The organism is Pseudoalteromonas sp. SR41-4, assembly GCF_014163985.1.
Classification (GTDB): Bacteria; Pseudomonadota; Gammaproteobacteria; order Enterobacterales; family Alteromonadaceae; genus Pseudoalteromonas; species Pseudoalteromonas rhizosphaerae.
Window position 1 is genome coordinate 43,012 of sequence record NZ_JACJEI010000022.1, and the last position, 17,467, is coordinate 60,478.

15 protein-coding genes are annotated in these 17,467 nt (G+C 40.4%); 12 read left to right on the forward strand and 3 right to left on the reverse strand.

Annotated features, from left to right (window positions below; all coding sequences use genetic code 11):
* The first annotated feature begins 83 nt into the window (after positions 1–83).
* From lrp to H5180_RS16355, 7 genes are all read left to right on the forward strand, one after another.
* Positions 84–563 (forward strand): leucine-responsive transcriptional regulator Lrp, encoded by a 480-nt coding sequence (gene lrp, locus H5180_RS16325; RefSeq protein WP_145242214.1) that lies wholly within the window; start codon positions 84–86, stop codon positions 561–563.
* Between the two features lie 186 nt (positions 564–749).
* A complete protein-coding gene (locus tag H5180_RS16330; protein ID WP_182731956.1) occupies positions 750–3,218 on the forward strand; it encodes a DNA translocase FtsK in 2,469 nt (822 codons plus the stop codon).
* A complete protein-coding gene (gene lolA, locus H5180_RS16335) occupies positions 3,219–3,860 on the forward strand; it encodes an outer membrane lipoprotein chaperone LolA (protein ID WP_149982719.1) in 642 nt (213 codons plus the stop codon).
* On the forward strand, positions 3,853–5,196 hold the full coding sequence (locus H5180_RS16340) for a replication-associated recombination protein A (RefSeq protein ID WP_145242220.1): 1,344 nt from the start codon (positions 3,853–3,855) through the stop codon (positions 5,194–5,196). The genes lolA and H5180_RS16340 overlap by 8 nt, the downstream gene beginning before the upstream one ends.
* Before the next feature lie 10 nt (positions 5,197–5,206).
* Positions 5,207–5,569, forward strand: coding sequence for a fluoride efflux transporter CrcB (crcB, locus tag H5180_RS16345; RefSeq protein ID WP_392352509.1), 363 nt, complete (start codon positions 5,207–5,209; stop codon positions 5,567–5,569).
* 8 nt (positions 5,570–5,577) lie between these two features.
* Positions 5,578–6,876 carry a serine--tRNA ligase gene (serS, locus tag H5180_RS16350; RefSeq protein WP_149982716.1) on the forward strand — a complete coding sequence of 433 codons (1,299 nt, stop codon included), beginning with the start codon at positions 5,578–5,580 and terminating at the stop codon, positions 6,874–6,876.
* 920 nt (positions 6,877–7,796) lie between these two features.
* Positions 7,797–8,552 carry a hypothetical protein gene (locus H5180_RS16355; protein ID WP_182758633.1) on the forward strand — a complete coding sequence of 252 codons (756 nt, stop codon included), beginning with the start codon at positions 7,797–7,799 and terminating at the stop codon, positions 8,550–8,552.
* Positions 8,553–8,717: 165 nt separating this feature from the next.
* On the opposite strand, the gene H5180_RS16360 is transcribed toward H5180_RS16355, so the two are convergent.
* Positions 8,718–9,899 carry a PQQ-dependent sugar dehydrogenase gene (locus H5180_RS16360; RefSeq protein WP_182731958.1) on the reverse strand — a complete coding sequence of 394 codons (1,182 nt, stop codon included), beginning with the start codon at positions 9,897–9,899 and terminating at the stop codon, positions 8,718–8,720.
* On the opposite strand from H5180_RS16360, the gene H5180_RS16365 reads away from it, so the two are divergent.
* A complete protein-coding gene (locus tag H5180_RS16365) occupies positions 9,884–10,339 on the forward strand; it encodes a hypothetical protein (RefSeq protein WP_182758634.1) in 456 nt (151 codons plus the stop codon). The two genes, H5180_RS16360 and H5180_RS16365, sit on opposite strands and share 16 nt — an antisense overlap.
* Positions 10,340–10,448: 109 nt before the next feature.
* Here the strand turns inward: H5180_RS16365 and H5180_RS16370 are convergent, their stop codons facing one another.
* Positions 10,449–10,976: a LuxR C-terminal-related transcriptional regulator gene (locus H5180_RS16370; RefSeq protein WP_145242241.1), complete on the reverse strand. Its 528-nt coding sequence runs from the start codon at positions 10,974–10,976 to the stop codon at positions 10,449–10,451.
* Positions 10,977–11,159: 183 nt separating this feature from the next.
* Between H5180_RS16370 and H5180_RS16375 the strand changes: the two genes are divergently transcribed.
* The 4 genes from H5180_RS16375 (at position 11,160) to H5180_RS16390 (ending at position 16,684) form a co-directional block, all read left to right on the forward strand.
* Positions 11,160–12,212: a hypothetical protein gene (locus tag H5180_RS16375; protein WP_259399583.1), complete on the forward strand. Its 1,053-nt coding sequence runs from the start codon at positions 11,160–11,162 to the stop codon at positions 12,210–12,212.
* A complete protein-coding gene (locus H5180_RS16380; RefSeq protein ID WP_182758636.1) occupies positions 12,213–15,287 on the forward strand; it encodes an efflux RND transporter permease subunit in 3,075 nt (1,024 codons plus the stop codon).
* On the forward strand, positions 15,280–15,585 hold the full coding sequence (locus H5180_RS16385; RefSeq protein ID WP_145242247.1) for a DUF3240 family protein: 306 nt from the start codon (positions 15,280–15,282) through the stop codon (positions 15,583–15,585). Before H5180_RS16380 ends, H5180_RS16385 begins: the two co-directional genes overlap by 8 nt.
* A gap of 814 nt (positions 15,586–16,399) precedes the next feature.
* Complete coding sequence (locus H5180_RS16390; RefSeq protein WP_145242251.1) at positions 16,400–16,684, forward strand: hypothetical protein; 285 nt, start codon at positions 16,400–16,402, stop codon at positions 16,682–16,684.
* A 72-nt stretch (positions 16,685–16,756) separates the two neighbouring features.
* On the opposite strand, the gene H5180_RS16395 is transcribed toward H5180_RS16390, so the two are convergent.
* On the reverse strand, positions 16,757–17,413 hold the full coding sequence (locus H5180_RS16395) for a nitroreductase family protein (protein WP_145242253.1): 657 nt from the start codon (positions 17,411–17,413) through the stop codon (positions 16,757–16,759).
* Positions 17,414–17,467 lie beyond the last annotated feature (54 nt).

Sequence of the window (17,467 nt, forward strand, 5' to 3'; positions counted from 1 at the left end):
GTGTGTCTCACCTTTTTTAATCGGTATTCTAGTGATATAATCTGAAAACACCGTTTAAACAGTACAAAAAACTAGTCGTTATTATGCATGAGTTATTAGACCGTATTGACCGTAAGATTTTAATAGAGCTACAGCACGATGGCCGAGTGTCTAATGTTGAATTAGCTCGACGTGTGGGGCTCAGTGCAACGCCCTGTTTAGAGCGTGTAAAAAAGCTCGAACGCGAAGGTTACATCGTCGGTTATAAAGCCGTGGTTGACCCTGCTAAACTTGGGCAAGGTTTGTCGGTGTACGTCGAAGTGACAATCACTAAAACATCACCTGATGTGTTTGATGAATTTAGTGCTGCAGTTAAAAAGCATGATGAAATTATCGAATGCCATTTAGTCTCGGGTAACTTTGACTTTTTACTAAAAACCCGCGTAAATGATATGTCTGAATATCGTGGTGTATTAGGGGATATTCTGCTCAAGCTACCGAACGTTAGTGAAAGCCGTACCTATGTTGTTATGGAAGAAGTAAAAGGCGAGCAAGGGGTGATTATTCGCCCATATATCGGCTGAACTATGCGCTATTTTTTAGTAACTACTTAAGTTGTATTATTGATACATGCGCGATTAATAAAAACCTGTTCATAATCAGGCCAGCATGGTTAAGATAAAGTGCAACAAAAAGTATTTCCTGCTAAGGTATTCCATTGCTAAGAATGAGTACAAAGAAGTACAAAGAAAAATGAGGAATAGCGAGTTATGCGCCTAAATGGTGTACAAAGACTATTAGAAACCGGTTTAATAATTAGCACCTTTGCCGCAATATTTATATTGTGTGCGCTGGTAAGCTTTGATCCTGCTGATCCGAGTTGGTCGCAAACAGGTTATGACAATGTAAGAAACATAACTGGAGCTGCAGGTGCGTGGATCGCCGATATTTTATTGCTGACATTTGGCTGGTTAGCTTATTTTGTGCCAGCTGCACTACAAATATTCGGCTACTTATTATTTAAGCAACCTCATAGAATATTTCAACTCGACTATACAACGTTATCGCTTAGAGTGATTGGTTTTGCATTATTTATCACTTCAGCAACGGCTATCAGTAGTATTAATTTTGATGATATTTATAATTTTTCATCCGGTGGGGTAGTCGGTGATGTGATAGCTTCAGCGATGATGCCTGCATTTAACTTTACCGGTACCTCGATTTTATTATTATGTTTCTTTTTTGCTGGATTAACATTATTAACAGGCGTGTCGTGGGTGCAATGTGTCGATTTTATTGGCGATTTGATCATGCGAGGTTATCGTTTTATTGCCCATCACTTAAAAGCATGGTTACAACGCGAACGCACTGCAAATACTGAAGTTGTAATTGAACAAGACCCTGTTAATGAGCAACAGACACGTAAAGAAACACCCGCCATTCGCTTTTCAGAACCAAAAGTGGATAGTGATAGTGCGGTGTCAAATCAAGACTCTCATCCTGCATTTGATGACTTGGATGATATTCTGGATCAAGAAATTAATTTTAGCGCCATTGATGATGAACCAATGGACACTGCGGCTGCCTTAAATGCGCTTGATCAAAGCCATGTTACTGAGCCTGAAAAACCAGTTACTACTGTGGTTTCGCCAGCAAGACCAATGCCAAAACCAAAGAGTACCTATCAGCCTCCACCTACCGCAAAAGAAAAGTTTGAGCAGCTACTCGAAGAAAAGCCGCCAAGTACGCCATTACCTACGCTTGATTTGTTAGATAGACCTGATAAAGCCAAAAACCCAATTTCACCAGAAGAGCTTGAAGCTGTATCGAGGTTAGTTGAAACTAAACTCCTTGATTTTAACGTTCAAGCTACGGTTGTTGCCGTATACCCTGGACCTGTTGTAACCCGTTTTGAGCTTGATTTAGCGCCGGGTATTAAAGTTTCTAAAATTACTGGTCTTGCTAAAGATTTAGCCCGCTCGCTATCAGCGGTTAGTGTCCGAGTGGTTGAAGTTATTCCGGGTAAAACCTATGTAGGGATTGAATTACCGAATAAACACCGTGAAATAGTGCGGTTATCAGAAGTAATCGACGCACCAAAATTTGAGCAAAATCCATCGCCACTGACTATGGTCTTAGGTAAAGATATAGCCGGTGAACCAATCTGTGCTGATTTGGGTAAAATGCCGCATTTACTGGTGGCAGGTACCACAGGTTCAGGTAAGTCAGTGGGCGTTAATGTAATGATATTAAGCTTACTGTACAAATCAGGCCCTGATGATGTGCGTATGATCATGATTGACCCGAAAATGTTGGAACTTTCTGTTTACGAAGGTATCCCACATTTACTGTGTGAAGTGGTCACCGATATGAAAGAAGCTGCCAATGCGCTGCGTTGGTGTGTAGGTGAGATGGAACGTCGTTATAAGTTAATGTCGGCGTTAGGTGTTCGTAACTTAAAAGGTTACAACCAAAAGGTATTGGATGCGAAAGAGGCGGGTTACCCGATTCTCGATCCATTATTTAAAGATACTGATGGTATGAAAGAAGGACCAGACGAGTTAGGTAAGTTACCGAGTATCGTGGTGGTGATTGACGAATTTGCTGACATGATGATGATTGTTGGTAAAAAAGTTGAAGAGCTAATTGCCCGTATTGCGCAAAAAGCCCGAGCGGCAGGTATTCATTTAATACTAGCAACACAGCGCCCATCGGTTGATGTAATTACTGGTTTAATTAAAGCGAATATCCCAACGCGAATGGCGTTTCAGGTATCAAGTAAAATTGACTCGCGTACCATCTTAGATCAACAAGGCGCAGAAAACCTGCTAGGTATGGGTGATATGCTCTATTTACCGCCGGGCACCAGCGTACCGATACGTGTACATGGCGCGTTTGTTGATGACCATGAAGTACATGCGGTGGTGAATGACTGGAAAGCACGTGCAAAACCAAATTATATAGACGAAATTTTAAATGGTGACGCCACTGAGGATATTTTATTGCCGGGCGAAGCCAGTGAAAACGCGGATGAAGAATCAGATCCGCTTTATGATGAAGCCGTGTCATTTGTTGTTGAAACAGGCAAAGTGTCAGTTTCAAGTGTGCAGCGAAAATTACGTGTTGGTTACAACCGTGCCGCACGTTTAGTTGAACAAATGGAAACATCGGGTATTGTAAGCGCACCAGGTCATAACGGTGCCCGAGATGTATTAGTGCCCAATGGTGGAGCAAATTAAATGAAACAAATTAAATATTTAGCCTTAGCAATTAGCTGTTTTTTATCAGCATCAGTATTTGCAAGTGACAGTGCAACGGATGACAGCCAAGCATTACAAGATAAACTGGCCGGTTTAAAGAGTTTTCAAGCGCAATTTGCGCAGCAAGTTAATGACGACCAAGGTCAATCAATTATGCAAGGTGAAGGTACTATCGCCTTACAACAGCCAATGATGATCCGTTGGCAACAAGCGAGCCCTGATGACACGTTATTTGTATCAAATGGCGATAAAACCTATTACTTCGACAGCTTTGCTGAGCAAGTAACGATTATGAATACTCACAGTTTGATTGATTCAACACCGTTTGTATTACTCACCTCCAAAGATCCGGCGCAATGGCAAAAGTACCAAGTACACGCCACGGATACTGGGTTCAGTGTTACACCTAATAAAGGCGTTGAAAGCCAAGTTGAACAGCTGGATATTGTGTTTGCAGCAGATAAAGTAGGCTTAGCGTCATTATTGGTTAAAGACAGCTCAGGGCAATCATCTACATTTACTTTTAGCGACACTAAAGTAAATCAAAGCCTTGCTACTTCAACCTTTGAGTTTAGTATTCCTGAAGGCGTTGAAATAGACGATCAAAGTCAAGGTGAGTAATTTAGGCTTTAATTTTGGCCCGGATGTGCGCCCACTTGCGGCGCGCATGCGACCAACCAGTTTAGATCAGTATATTGGCCAGCAACATCTATTAAGCCAAGATAAGCCTCTCTATCAAGCTATTTTAGCAGGGCGTTGCCACAGTCTTATTTTGTGGGGGCCGCCGGGCGTTGGTAAAACTACCTTAGCGCAAATTATTGCCAACCATGCCGATGCGGCGCTGATTCAAATGTCGGCGGTAACGGCAGGCATTAAAGATATTCGTGATGCGGTGAGTGAAGCGCGTACTAACCTTGAAGGTCGTGGCCAACGTACCTTACTGTTTGTTGACGAAGTACATCGTTTTAATAAATCTCAGCAAGATGCGTTTTTACCACATATAGAGGATGGTACCTTTATTTTTGTTGGTGCCACCACCGAGAATCCCTCGTTTGCACTAAACAATGCGATTTTATCGCGAGCACGAGTATATGTCCTTAAATCGCTGCAAGACACTGATTTGCATCTTGTTATTGAGCGAGCGCTTGCAAGCGATGATGAACTGAAAAATAAAACGGTGGTACTTGCACAAAATGCTAAACAAGCGTTGTGCCAAGCCAGTGATGGCGATGCTCGTAAAGTGCTTAATTTACTTGAGCAGGCGATTGATTTAACCGTAGAGCAAAACGGCCAATACCTAGTTGATGAGCACGTACTCAGTCAAGTATTGCCAACGCATTTAGCCAAGTATGACAAAGGGGGGGATGAATTTTACGATTTGATCTCAGCCTTTCATAAGTCAGTTCGAGGTAGCTCCCCAGATGGTGCTTTGTATTGGTATTGTCGTATTTTAGCCGGTGGCGGCGATCCGCTGTATGTTGCAAGGCGGTTACTCGCCATCGCCACTGAAGATATTGGTAATGCTGATCCGCGTGCCATGGAAGTGGCCCTCAATGCATGGGATATATTTCAGCGAGTTGGACCAAGTGAAGGCGAGCGTGCAATTGCACAAGCTACGATTTACCTAGCTAGCGCACCGAAGAGTAATGCGGTGTACGCGGCGTTTAATCAAGCCAAAGCGGATGCGCAGAACGAGCCAAGTTACCCGGTGCCAGAGCATTTACGTAATGCACCAACCAACTTAATGAAAGACTTAGGCTATGGTGCTGAATATCGCTATGCGCATAATGAAGAAGGCGCCTATGCTGCAGGAGAAAAGTACTTTCCAGAGCAGATAGCCGATAAGCAATATTACTTTCCAACTGATCGTGGCTTAGAACAAAAAATAAAGCAAAAGCTCGACTATTTAAAAGAGCGCGATCATCACAGTGACATAAAACGCTATGACAAGCCTTAAGATATATCTCATGATTGCCGCAGGAGGAGCCTCAGGCGCCTGTTTACGGTTTTTTATTAGTGAAACCATGCTAAAACTACTTGGTAGGGGATTCCCTTTTGGCACGTTGACGGTTAATATTCTTGGTTCATTGTTGATGGGCGTATTATACGGTTTGATAGAGCGCGAAATTATCACCGTTAGCCCCGCTAAAACCCTTATAGGGATTGGCTTTCTAGGTGCTTTGACCACCTTCTCGACATTTTCAATGGATTCGTTGTTGTTATTACAACAAGGTCACTTTTTTAAAATGGCCCTCAATATCACCTTAAATGTGGTGGTGTGTATTTTTATGGCTTGGCTGGGCCTTCAGCTGGTAATGCAAAAAGGTTAAAAACTAACATGTTAGATTCTAAATTATTACGTCAAGATCTCGAGCAAACAGCTGCGCGTCTAGCAGCACGTGGTTACGAGCTAGATACTGCGACTGTCAGCGCACTTGAAGAAAAACGCAAAACATTACAAGTAAAAACACAAGAATTACAAAGTGAGCGTAACAGCAGCTCCAAAGCGATTGGCCAAGCTAAAGCTAAAGGCGAAGATGCACAACCATTGTTAGATGCAGTAAGCAATTTAGGCGCGCAACTTGATAGTGTTAAAGCTGAGCAAGACGCTATTTTAGAAGAGCTTAAGCAAATTTCTTTAGCTATCCCAAATTTACCTGATGAATCAGTACCAGCGGGCGCTGATGAATCTGACAACGTTGAGATTTCAACCTGGGGCGAGCCTAAAAAGTATGATTTTGCAGTAAAAGATCATGTAGACTTAGGACAAGATTTAAACGGCCTTGATTTTGAAATGGGCGTTAAAATTACCGGTTCACGCTTTACTGTAATGCGCGGCGCAATGGCCCGCATGCACCGTGCACTAGTGCAATTTATGCTAGACACGCATACAGATAAAAACGGTTATACAGAAATGTACGTACCGTATTTAGTAAACCGCGACAGTTTATACGGTACAGGTCAATTACCTAAGTTTGCAGAAGACTTATTCCACACTAAAGGTCTTGTAAATGATGACGGTGAAGAGCAAGAAGGTTTTAGCTTAATTCCTACTGCAGAAGTACCACTGACAAACAGCGCGCGTGACGAAATTTACGACGAAAAAGATTTACCAATTCGTTTAACTGCCCACACTCCGTGTTTTAGAAGTGAAGCTGGCAGTTATGGCCGTGATACTCGTGGCCTTATTCGTCAGCACCAGTTCGATAAAGTTGAGCTAGTACAGCTGGTAAAACCGGAAGATTCAATGCAAGCATTGGAAGAGCTAACAGGTCACGCAGAGCAAATATTACAAGCACTAGAGCTACCATACCGTAAAGTAATTTTATGTATGGGTGACATGGGCTTTGGCTCAGCAAAAACCTACGATTTAGAAGTATGGTTACCAGCGCAAGATACCTACCGTGAAATCTCATCATGTTCAAACATGGTTGATTTCCAAGCGCGCCGTATGCAAGCACGTTTTCGTCGCAATGGTGAGAAAAAGCCAGAGTTATTGCATACACTAAACGGTTCGGGTTTAGCGGTTGGCCGTACTCTAGTAGCAATACTTGAAAACTACCAACAAGCGGATGGTTCAGTAGTCGTGCCTGAAGTACTTCGTTCATATATGAACGGCCTTGAAGTAATTAAATAAGCTTTAGAGCTGTAAGTTTTAAGCCGTAAGCTTTAAGAAGAGAAGCCGCTGTTTGTAATGAACAGCGGCTTTTTTGTTAATCAGGGTTCAGTTAGCAAGTTAGCGAGAGTAAAGTTAGCGAGCTGTGAGATTAACTCGGTGTGAAACTCACCGCGTAGGAATCGGCTTTAGCCATCATAGTTTAAACCCCATAAATTAGCTTTTCGAATAACATTATTAAATGCTGTTTTGGGGTTTTATAAACCGCTTACTTGGCACATGGTAAGTTGTTAAGTACATAAGGAAGTTTCATGAAATCACTAATAGGTTTAGTGATTTTTGTATTATCGATGTTTGTAGTTGGAAAGGAGCGAGATTAGATAGTTCGAGCTGAAATCGAGACGATGAGAGCTACGGAACGAGTATGGGTAAATAGTAAAGGTGATATTTACTGGGCTTCTTCGTTTTATATGAACGCTATGCCTTGTAATACAAAGCTTGAACAACAAGAGGTAAAAATATTATCAGAATTGGTTCAAAAATTACCTCGTCAACCATATGAACGAGGAGTAAATAGCAACTGCAAAGATAGGCTTAACTTTTTTATTATTGTAGCCACTGAGGTTGCAGATGACTCTTTTTGATGAAATAAGTAAAAAGTTTGCTTATTCAACAAGTTGTAGGAAGTTTGAAATAGATATAGCATGGGGGTAACTTATCACAAGTTACACCAGCAAACCTTAGATAAATTTATACAATGTAGGTTGGCTATGTGGAAATAGGCACACAACAAATCAATCAAGTGGATTAACAATGCCATTTATTTGATTGCGTTAGTGTTCATCATTCAGCACGGAAAACTTTAACTAGTGCGCAGAGTTAAATAAGGGTGTTATAGTTTACTTTTGATTAATCGAGTTTTTAACAAGGATTGTTTTATAATGTATAAGCACCTATTTATATTCACTTTTATTTTTTTAGTTTCAGCGTGCCAATCGGTTCAAAGGGGAGGTGCTGTTCCTTTAGGTTCAAATGAAAAAATTAAACTAGATGTATTAAATATCGATTGGAATGATTGGAGTTTAGCTATAGGGGATCGAAGAATTGAAGGTTCAGGTTTTGTTATTACTAATTGGGTTAATACGTCGGATGATGTAGGGCTGCGTTATGGGGTTCTTGGCGTTATAGCATCTGATTTGTCTAATGAAAAGCACATGAAAGGCAGTTTAGAGTTCGACTTAAAAGAGAACTTTGATTTAGCGAGCACTTTGTTGAATTCGCTAAATAGCATTCAAATTTTAAAAGAATCAGTAAAGTCTATTCACTTAAATGAAAATCTTCATAAACAAGTTATAACACTTGAGCCATGGTGCGTCATTTTTACCGACGAAAAAAGCACAAGGTTTTTACCTCAGCTCAAAGCCGTCCTTAAGTCTAAAACAGGTAAAGTAATTTGGGAAGGCAACTATGGGCCAATGAATCCAAGTAAGCCTTTTATTTTAGGCAACTCGATGACTCACGACGATATTAAAACATTACAGACTCAATTAGATGTTGCCTATAAGGAGATTGCAAACCAGTTACTTGCAAATATTCAAGGCAAAGGAAGTTATGTCAGTAAAGAAGAAAGTGAAAAGTTCACTAACGATTTATTAAATAGCATAACCATTGAAATAGACGAAAGCCAATTTAACTAACTCACCTTGATTGTATTTAATCAGAAATATGCATCGCAAAAACCAATAAAGTCAGGTCTTTCTTTTTGACTTTCGCTCAAACAGCAAAAAATAAGACCTGATAATCATATAAAAAGCTCGTCGAGTATTTAGATACAGTTGTGTTGAACGATCTAGTCAAGCTAATCACTTTGGCGTTATCAGCAGCAACTTTGCATCTTTTCCATCGGTTAACACCGCGATATTACCCTCGGTTGTAACAAATACATCCCGCAAACGCCCAGTTACCTCTGGTAAAACATGAGTCTGGGTAAGTTCACCATTCGCTAAATTAACGCTGTAGAGCTTTTTATCGACCAGCGTAGTGATTAGCACATGCTGTTGTAGTGAGGGAAAAGCTAAATGCTTTGAGCCATAATAAGCCATGCCAGAAGGGGCGATTGAGGGCGTCCAATCAACCGTTGGTTTAGCCATTCCAGGGTATTCTCTAAACGGTGAAATACGTGCTTGTGAGTAATCATCTCCGTTGGTGATCACCGGCCAGCCGTAATTGGTGCTTGGGGTTAAATAGTTTAGTTCGTCGCCGCCTGCGGGGCCGTGTTCGTGGCTAACAATTTGCTGTGTATCGTAATCATAAACCAAGCCTTGCAAGTTACGGTGCCCGAGTGAGTACACAGCATGAGCTGCAGGATTTTTGTGATTAATAAATGGGTTATCGTTTGGTATCGTGCCGTTTAAGTTTATGCGTAATGTTTTGCCAAGTTGACTGGTCATAACCTGTGCTTGCTCACGGTAGTCAAAGCCATCGCCACTTGAAAATAATAAGGTATTATCGGGTAGGACAAGGGCGCGGCCTGAGTAATGTTGTGGTGTGTCTTTATCAGTGGCAACTTTATAAATAATTTTTGGCGTTGAAAATTGCGCACCATCAAACGTAGCTTTGGCAATAACGAGCCTGTTTGCATCAAGCTCACCTTGAGCGTAAGTGAATATAATTTCTTTTGATTCACTGTAATTTGGCGAAAGCACTATATCGAGTAGGCCGCCTTGGCCTGCAACGTATAAGCCCTCGAAATCTAGTTTAACTCGGGTTTGTTGGTTGTTTTTAATGATAACAATATGACCATCACGTTCCGTGACTAACCAGGTATTGTTTGGGAGTTTAACCATGCTCCACGGTGAATTGAGTCCCGTTGCTAAGGTATCAGCAGTGTATTGCTGTTTTGGTAGCTCGGCACTGGCGTTACAAGAAAACGCTAAAAGCGAGAGTAGAGTAATACAACGTAGAGATTGTTTACCCTGCAAGCCTTTGCTACTGTAAGAAAAAAGTTTCATTTTAAGTTGAGATAACCATGTCGTTTTTAACACGTATACTCCCTTCATTTTTAGTTTCTTGGTTACTTACATTTACACTCGCTAGCTTGTTTCATAGTCAATACGTTGTCAATCAATTAGTTAATGTGGGTGTTGTGGTGGGCTTTAATGACCGTGTTAACTTAACCCTTGAAGATTGGCTCGGCATGCTACCGACCTATGGCGCTATTATTGCTATTGCACTTGCCATCGCGTTTTTGGTTACCTGGCTTATTGCTAAAAAAGTTAAAAAACAATGTGCGCAATTATTTGTAATTGCGGGTATTGTGGCGTTTGCTTCGGCTTTAATTGCTATCGAGTCAATTATGAATATCACTATTATAGCGGGCGCAAGAGGCTGGGGTTTTTATATGCAGCTGCTTGCAGGGGCTGTAGGGGGTTATGTTTTTGCTAAGTTGAGCAATGGTTGTCATAGTAAAAATGAATTCATCTAGTTTTACACAGAGATAATCATTAAGGTTTTTAATTATTCCTTAAGATTTAATGCACAGCGGATGCAAAGCTATAGAAATAACCAGAGGCCTCACCTTTGTAGCTTTTCAATTAATTGAGGCTTGAACTTGTTGGTTGGTATTGTCCTTGTTGCATAAAGTCTTCTAAAAACCATGCAGCAAACTCATGTCGGCCTTCTACATCGGCTTTGCTGTAAATATCGGACGCTTGTTGACGAACGGTTTTTTCTTTTGTGCTTCTTAGTGCGCTTATTTCTTTAAAGCTTAAGCCTTTAAGTAACAACATCGCGACTTCTTGCTCACTGCGGGTCAATGTCCACTGTGAAAATTGGGTTTGAATAACGCCGCTGTATTCATGGCGAGCATCCATCATTGCTTGTGATATATTCTTAAGTTCTTTTTTTGAATGCACTAATTCTTGTTTCAGCGCATTAATATTTGCTGTACGCGCACGAATGTCTCTAATTAAGTAAATAGCACAGGCTGCAGAGATAACTACGATCAAGCCTTCGGAAAAAATATGCCACTGCGGCACCCCTAAACGTATATCTGTTAGAACATCAAAAAAATTCAACACCATTATTACCAATAATGTAGCCGCTATTAGCTTATCTCTCATTAAAACCTCTACTATCAATGCATTATAATTACAATGGACAAATGTACCATGCTGTAAATTAAGCTGTTTTTAGGAACGTTACGGCGTATGCCTGATGATTTAACAGCATAAAAAAGTCATGGTTGATTCTATAAAATTAATCAAATGTGAACAAACGAAATGCTGTTAAATTTTACAAAAAAAATGCGTCATTTTTTGCGTATTCAATATACGTTATTTTTCTTCTTTACGGTGACTTTATTAACATTTAATCCTGTGTTTGCTTCGCAAAATTTAGCACCTGTAAGGCTTTCGTCACTCAGTGGTTTTGATGTTGAATTTGCGCCGATTCAAAAAACAGAGTTTATTAACGGGCAAAGTTTAATTGGTGAAGTCAATTTCAAACCTGGGGTCAATTATACGGTGCTGTTTGCGTTTGATGTACAGCAGGTTCGTTACTTATACCCTAACGGCAGCATGGTTGAAAAGGGCGCCACTATTGCAAGTGTTGAGGGCAGTGATGTACACCATTTTTTAGATGCTTATCAATCAGCAAAAGACATGCTCGCTATTGCTAAAAGCCATTACGACATAAACCAACAACACTTAAAAAACAAAATAATAAGAAGTTCTGAATGGGTTGAAATCACAAAAAGCTATTTTGAAGCCAAGCTAAATTTTGAACATATGCAACATCAAATGGCATTTTTAAACATTGATGATAATGAAAACGTGACCTTAGTGAGTCCAAAAACGGGCATTTTAAAACTCACTAATGAGTCGGGAAACCGTGTGATGGGTGACACCGCGTTTGATATTATCGATGCAAGTAGTATTCGCGTTAAGATTAAAGTCCCTCTTAGTTTTACCAACACGTTAGCGCATTTCAAGCTGTCACAAAGTTGCAGCTTAAATATTGAGAGCTATGACAGTATTGCAGATAAATACCATCAAATAGTGTGGGCGTCGCCAAGCTCAAATGAGTGCCAGCTTACACTGGGGCAAACTATCAAAGTCACACCGGTAAATAAATTAACGGGCTTTAAAATAGCAAAGTCAGCGGTGTTTGAATTTGAAGATGTTAATTACATTGCTTTAAAGTCTGGCGATAACCTTGAGTTACTGTCGATTGAGCTCAAGGGTACACAAGGAAAAGACTATGTATTTACTGCCAATAAAAACCTAGATGATCAGCAGGTACTAATTAGCTCGGTAAGTGCGCTACAAGGTATGTTGCTTCACTTAGGGAGAGAGTAAATGTTAAACCAGCTTATTAAGTTTTCACTTACTCAGCGTTTGTTTGTTAGTATTTTTGTTATTGTTGCTATGGCCATTGGTGCTAAATCTTGGTTAAGTATTCCGGTGGATGCTTTTCCAGAAATATCACCCACCCAAGTTAAAATAGTTTACAAATTACCCGGCATGAACGCCCTTGAAATAGAATCGCAAGTAACACGGGTGATTGAAACCGAATTACTGGGTATTCCGTCACAGCAAATGCTGCGCTCTACCACTAAGTATTCTATTACCGATATTACCATTGACTTTGAAGAGGGCACCGACATTTATTGGGCCCGTCAGCAAGTGAATGAGCGTTTATTAAATATTTTGCCCACCTTGCCCAGTAATATTAGTGGCGGCATGGCGCCAATGAGCACGCCTTTGAGCGAGGTGTTCATGTTTACTATAGAAAGTACTCACTTATCGTTGATTGAAAAAAGAGAGCTTTTAGATTGGCAAATTCGTCCATTACTGCGCACTGTAACCGGCGTTGCTGATGTAAATAGCCTTGGCGGCTTTTCAAAAACCTATGAAATACTTCCCAATACTTTATTGATGCAACAGCATCAAGTCAGCTTTGATGAAATGAAATTGGCAATCACGCAAACGAATCAAAACGGTGGCATAGGGCGCTTAGAAAAAGGCAACGATACCTTAATTTTGCGCACTGAGGGCAAATACACCGATATAACCGCCATTGAAAATACCGTGATTAAGTCCACTCAAAATAAGGTTATTCGGTTAAGTGATATTGCCACGGTACATGTTGGCAGTTTAACCCGTTATGGCGCAGTCACTAAAAACAGTGAAGAGGCGGTACAAGGGCTTATAATTGCGCTTAAAAATAGTAATACAGCGCAAGTTGTTGAAGATGTAAAAGATAAACTTCGCACCATTGAAGCGTCATTACCGCAAGGCACAAAAATTAATGTGTTTTACGACCGTTCTAACTTAATAAATACCGCAATTAGCACCATTACTAGCGCACTAGGCCAAGCGATTATTTTAGTGATAGTGCTACTTGCCTTGTTTTTAGGTGATATTCGCTCTTCATTGGTGGTGTCTTTGTCTTTACCTATGTCGGCATTGCTGACATTTATAATGATGAAGCAGTTTGATTTATCGGCTAATTTAATGAGTTTAGGTGGCTTAGTGATTGCCATTGGTATGCTGGTGGACTCATCGGTAGTTATTGTTGAAAACATAGTGAATCGGTTGGCTAATAATCAGCACCTCCCTCGGCTGCATGTTATTTATCGCGCCTGTAAAGAAGTCGCGGCGCCAGTGTTCTCAGGCACAATCATTATAATTATCGTGTTTTCACCGCTATTAATGCTAACAGGGTTAGAGGGCAAGTTATTTACCCCAGTGGCGCTCACTATCGTGTTTGCCATGTTAAGTGCGCTGTTGTTGTCGTTAACGGTTATTCCAATTTTAGCCTCATTGTTATTAAAGAATGAACCCGTAACCCAACCTAAAATGGTCACGCTATTACAAGGTTTTTATACTAAGACACTTGCCCAAGCAATTAAAAAGCCGGTGGCAATAAGTGTTGTATCGGTCGCTGTTTTAGTGCTCAGTGGGGTGTTATTTCAGGGGCTTGGCAAAAGCTTTATGCCCGTTTTAGATGAAGGCGACATTATTGTGCAACTGGAAAAATCGCCGAGTATTTCCTTGCAAGCCTCGCTGGATATCGATAAACAAATTGAAGCCACACTGTTAAAAAACACCCCAGAAATCGTACAAATTGTTGCCCGTACCGGCTCCGATGAACTCGGGCTTGATCCTATGGGGTTAAACGAAACCGATGTGTTTATGGAATTAGCGCCAAAAGATACGTGGCGTTTTGACTCCAAAGCGCTGCTAATCGAGGATATTCGACAAACTCTTGCGCAATTTCCAGGGGTAAATATTGGCTTTACTCAGCCAATACAAATGCGGGTATCAGAAATGCTCACCGGTGGCACCGGTGATATTTCGATTAAAGTATTCGGTAATGACATTGCGACACTTGCCTCATTAGCTGAAAAAATCACTGCACTTGCCACTAACATTGACGGCGCAAGTGATGTGCAAATGGCGCTTATTGAAGGGGGTAAATACGTAAATATTAAACTTATTCCTGAGGTTGCTAGTCAGTTTGGTTTAACCACCGAAGGATTAAGCGATTATTTAAAGTCGCAATTAGAAGGCTTACAGGTATCGGCACTGCAAGAAGGAAACCGCGTGATCCCAATTGTGTTTAATGCACAAAAAGGCGAAAGCGCAGCTCACTTTGAGTTATCGTCAATGAGCGCATTAAAGCAAAAGCTAATTTTAATGCCCGACAACAGCCTACTACCACTTGAAGAGGTGGCTAATATTAGCTTTAAAACGGGGCCATTGTTAATAGAGCGAGAAAAAGCAAAGCGCTTTGCTTCTGTAAGCGTAAATGTGGATAACCGCGATGTGGTTAGTTATGTAAATGAACTGGAAGCTAAAATTAATAGCAGCATAAAATTACCCAGTGGTTTTACCTTGTCGTTTGGTGGCGAATTTGAAAGCCAGCAACGTGCAACACAAAACTTGCTGGTGCTTATTCCGGTGGCATTAATACTGATTTTCATTATTTTATTTACCACGTTTAAATCGTTATCTAAATCAACGCTGATAATTGCTAATATTCCGTTTGCGTTAATGGGGGGAGTGATTGCCCTGTTTATTAGTAATGAATACCTCTCGGTGCCTGCATCGGTTGGTTTTGTTGCTTTACTTGGCGTAGCGGTACTCAATGGTATTGTGATGATCAGCTACTTTGAGCAAATGAAAATGTTTTCTGCCAATGTAACGCAGCGCATTTTAGATGGTGCAAGCAGACGCCTTCGCCCAGTGTTAATGACAGCCACAACCGCAATGTTTGGTTTACTGCCACTGGTATTTGCCACCGGCCCCGGCGCTGAGATTCAAAAGCCATTGGCGATTGTGGTTATTGGCGGGTTAATTACCTCAACAATTACAACACTTTATTTATTACCTATCTTTTATGGTTGGTTGGAGAAAAAACATGGCTGAACAGTTACTTTTTACCCTAAATGTACCCACAAACATAAAAGATGAAGTGGTTGATATATTAATTGGCATAGACTGCATTACCGGCTTTAACTTAAAAAACATTGAAGGCTACAGCAAGGAGCACAGTGAATTTGATATTGCCGAGCAAGTAGAAGGGCATCGCAGCTTTTATCAGTTTGAGGTGCATATATTATTAGCGCAGCTGCAAACAATTAAAACGGCGTTAAGCCCTGTGTGCCAATACACCCCATTAAAATATTGGGTTACGCCTATTGTTGAAAGCGGGCACCTTAGATAGTGTAGTTAGAATTATAGGCTGCTGCTTCGAGCAGCCTCTTTTTATAACTAAATACAAAATAGTTAAAAAGAGGTCACAATATTGCTATAAGTTAATAAAGTCGAAGCCTGCTGCGATGCCCGTACCTACTTCACGTGAGAGCGTCACTTGCTGCATTGACCCTGTAGTTGCGTAATAGCGTGTAACTATATGATTTTTTAATTTGGATTAGTTAAAGAGTAAATCGAAATACAAGGTTATTGAGTTGCTCTGCTATCGCTATATACACATCAAGTACTGACTCTATATTTTTTATATTTGCGGCTAAGGTCGTAATACCAGCTGCTTAGTGTTGGATCTCTGAAACCAATGAACCTATTGTTTTGATGATTTTGTTTATTTTAGTCTGCCCTAATGGTGCTTTTATCCGCAACCTCAGTATTATCACTTGTAGAGTTTGCACTATGCGCAACTTCTTCAATGGCTGCTGTAGGTTCATTAACCGCTGTAGCTATCTACTCAAGCTGATCTCTTTATTTGGGTGCAACTTGACTTCTTTAACAGAATCACTGCTAAAGTAAGTTGCCTATCTATGATATTGTTATTGAAGAGAATGTTAGGGAAGTTCCCTCAATATAAAACGGTTGCATAGTGTGGTGTCTGATGTGCATGTTTATTAGTGAAAATTGAACCTATAAGCTTGATTTATATGTGCAAGGTTTGCGGGGAGCGCATACTTTGTTTAGTAAAGTATTTATAAGATAGTTACCCAACAATCTATAAATATTAATTTTTATGGTTTCTATATGACAATTAAAAACGAGGATGTTATAAGATGAAATTAGTTACGACTATATGTTTTACTTTGACGATGTTATCAGGCTGTATCGTTGTACCAACTAAGGACATGTCAGCAGTCAATAAATGTGAAATATCTTCTGACCGTAAGACATTGAAAATAATTAATGGCTTTGAGGATACCAATACCTACTATTCAATTAGTGGGATATTATTAGTCCCTATTACAGGCGTTGTATCTGGCGCCTATGTAGCAATAAATAATATATATCATCTTGGCGAAGAAAAAATTGTTTGTGGAGCTGCTAAAGAGAGCACATAGCAGAGGCTATAATGCAAAAAAGCTTGTTTAAGTGAGCCTGTAACAGGCTCTTCTTAACCGGTAATGTAAAACTTAAACCACTTGAATAATTTGATCTTGACTCAAACGTGATTTTGGAAGCTTAGCATTATAGTCGGTTTGTGTTTCGTGATAACCAATGACAAGTGCGACTTCACAAATATAACCATCTAACTCATCCGCAAAAAGTTCACTAATTAGCGCGCTATCTACGCCTTCCATTGGTGTTGAATCAATACCTAAGCGCGCAACAGCATGCATAGTATTACCAAGTGCAAGGTAAGTTTGTGTTTTGGTCCATGCGGCATTATTGCCAGATGCGTCAGTATTTAAGTCAACAAATGCGTATGCACCAAAGGCTTGCTCGCGATTTTCTGCTGGCGTACGACCATTGGCGATATCAGTGTCAATCACTTTTGCATAATCTTCTCTGGTGTATTTCGGGTTGTAAGCAAACAAAATAATGTGTGATGCAGTTTTAATATGCGGCTGATTAAATTGAAACTTGTTAGCGAAAGTATCATGCATACGTTGTTTTGCTTGCTCAGACTCAATAACAATGAATTTCCATGGCTGCGAATTAATTGATGACGGAGATAAACGCATGGCTTGATAGATCACAGCTAAATCTTCTGCCGATACACGTTTAGTTGCATCATATTTTTTTGCTGTGTAACGCGCTTCTAAGTCGGTAATAATCGGGTGTGTCATAATTGGTTCCTGTAGCGAATAGCTTTATTTAATCAAAGCCGTTGAATGAGGCAG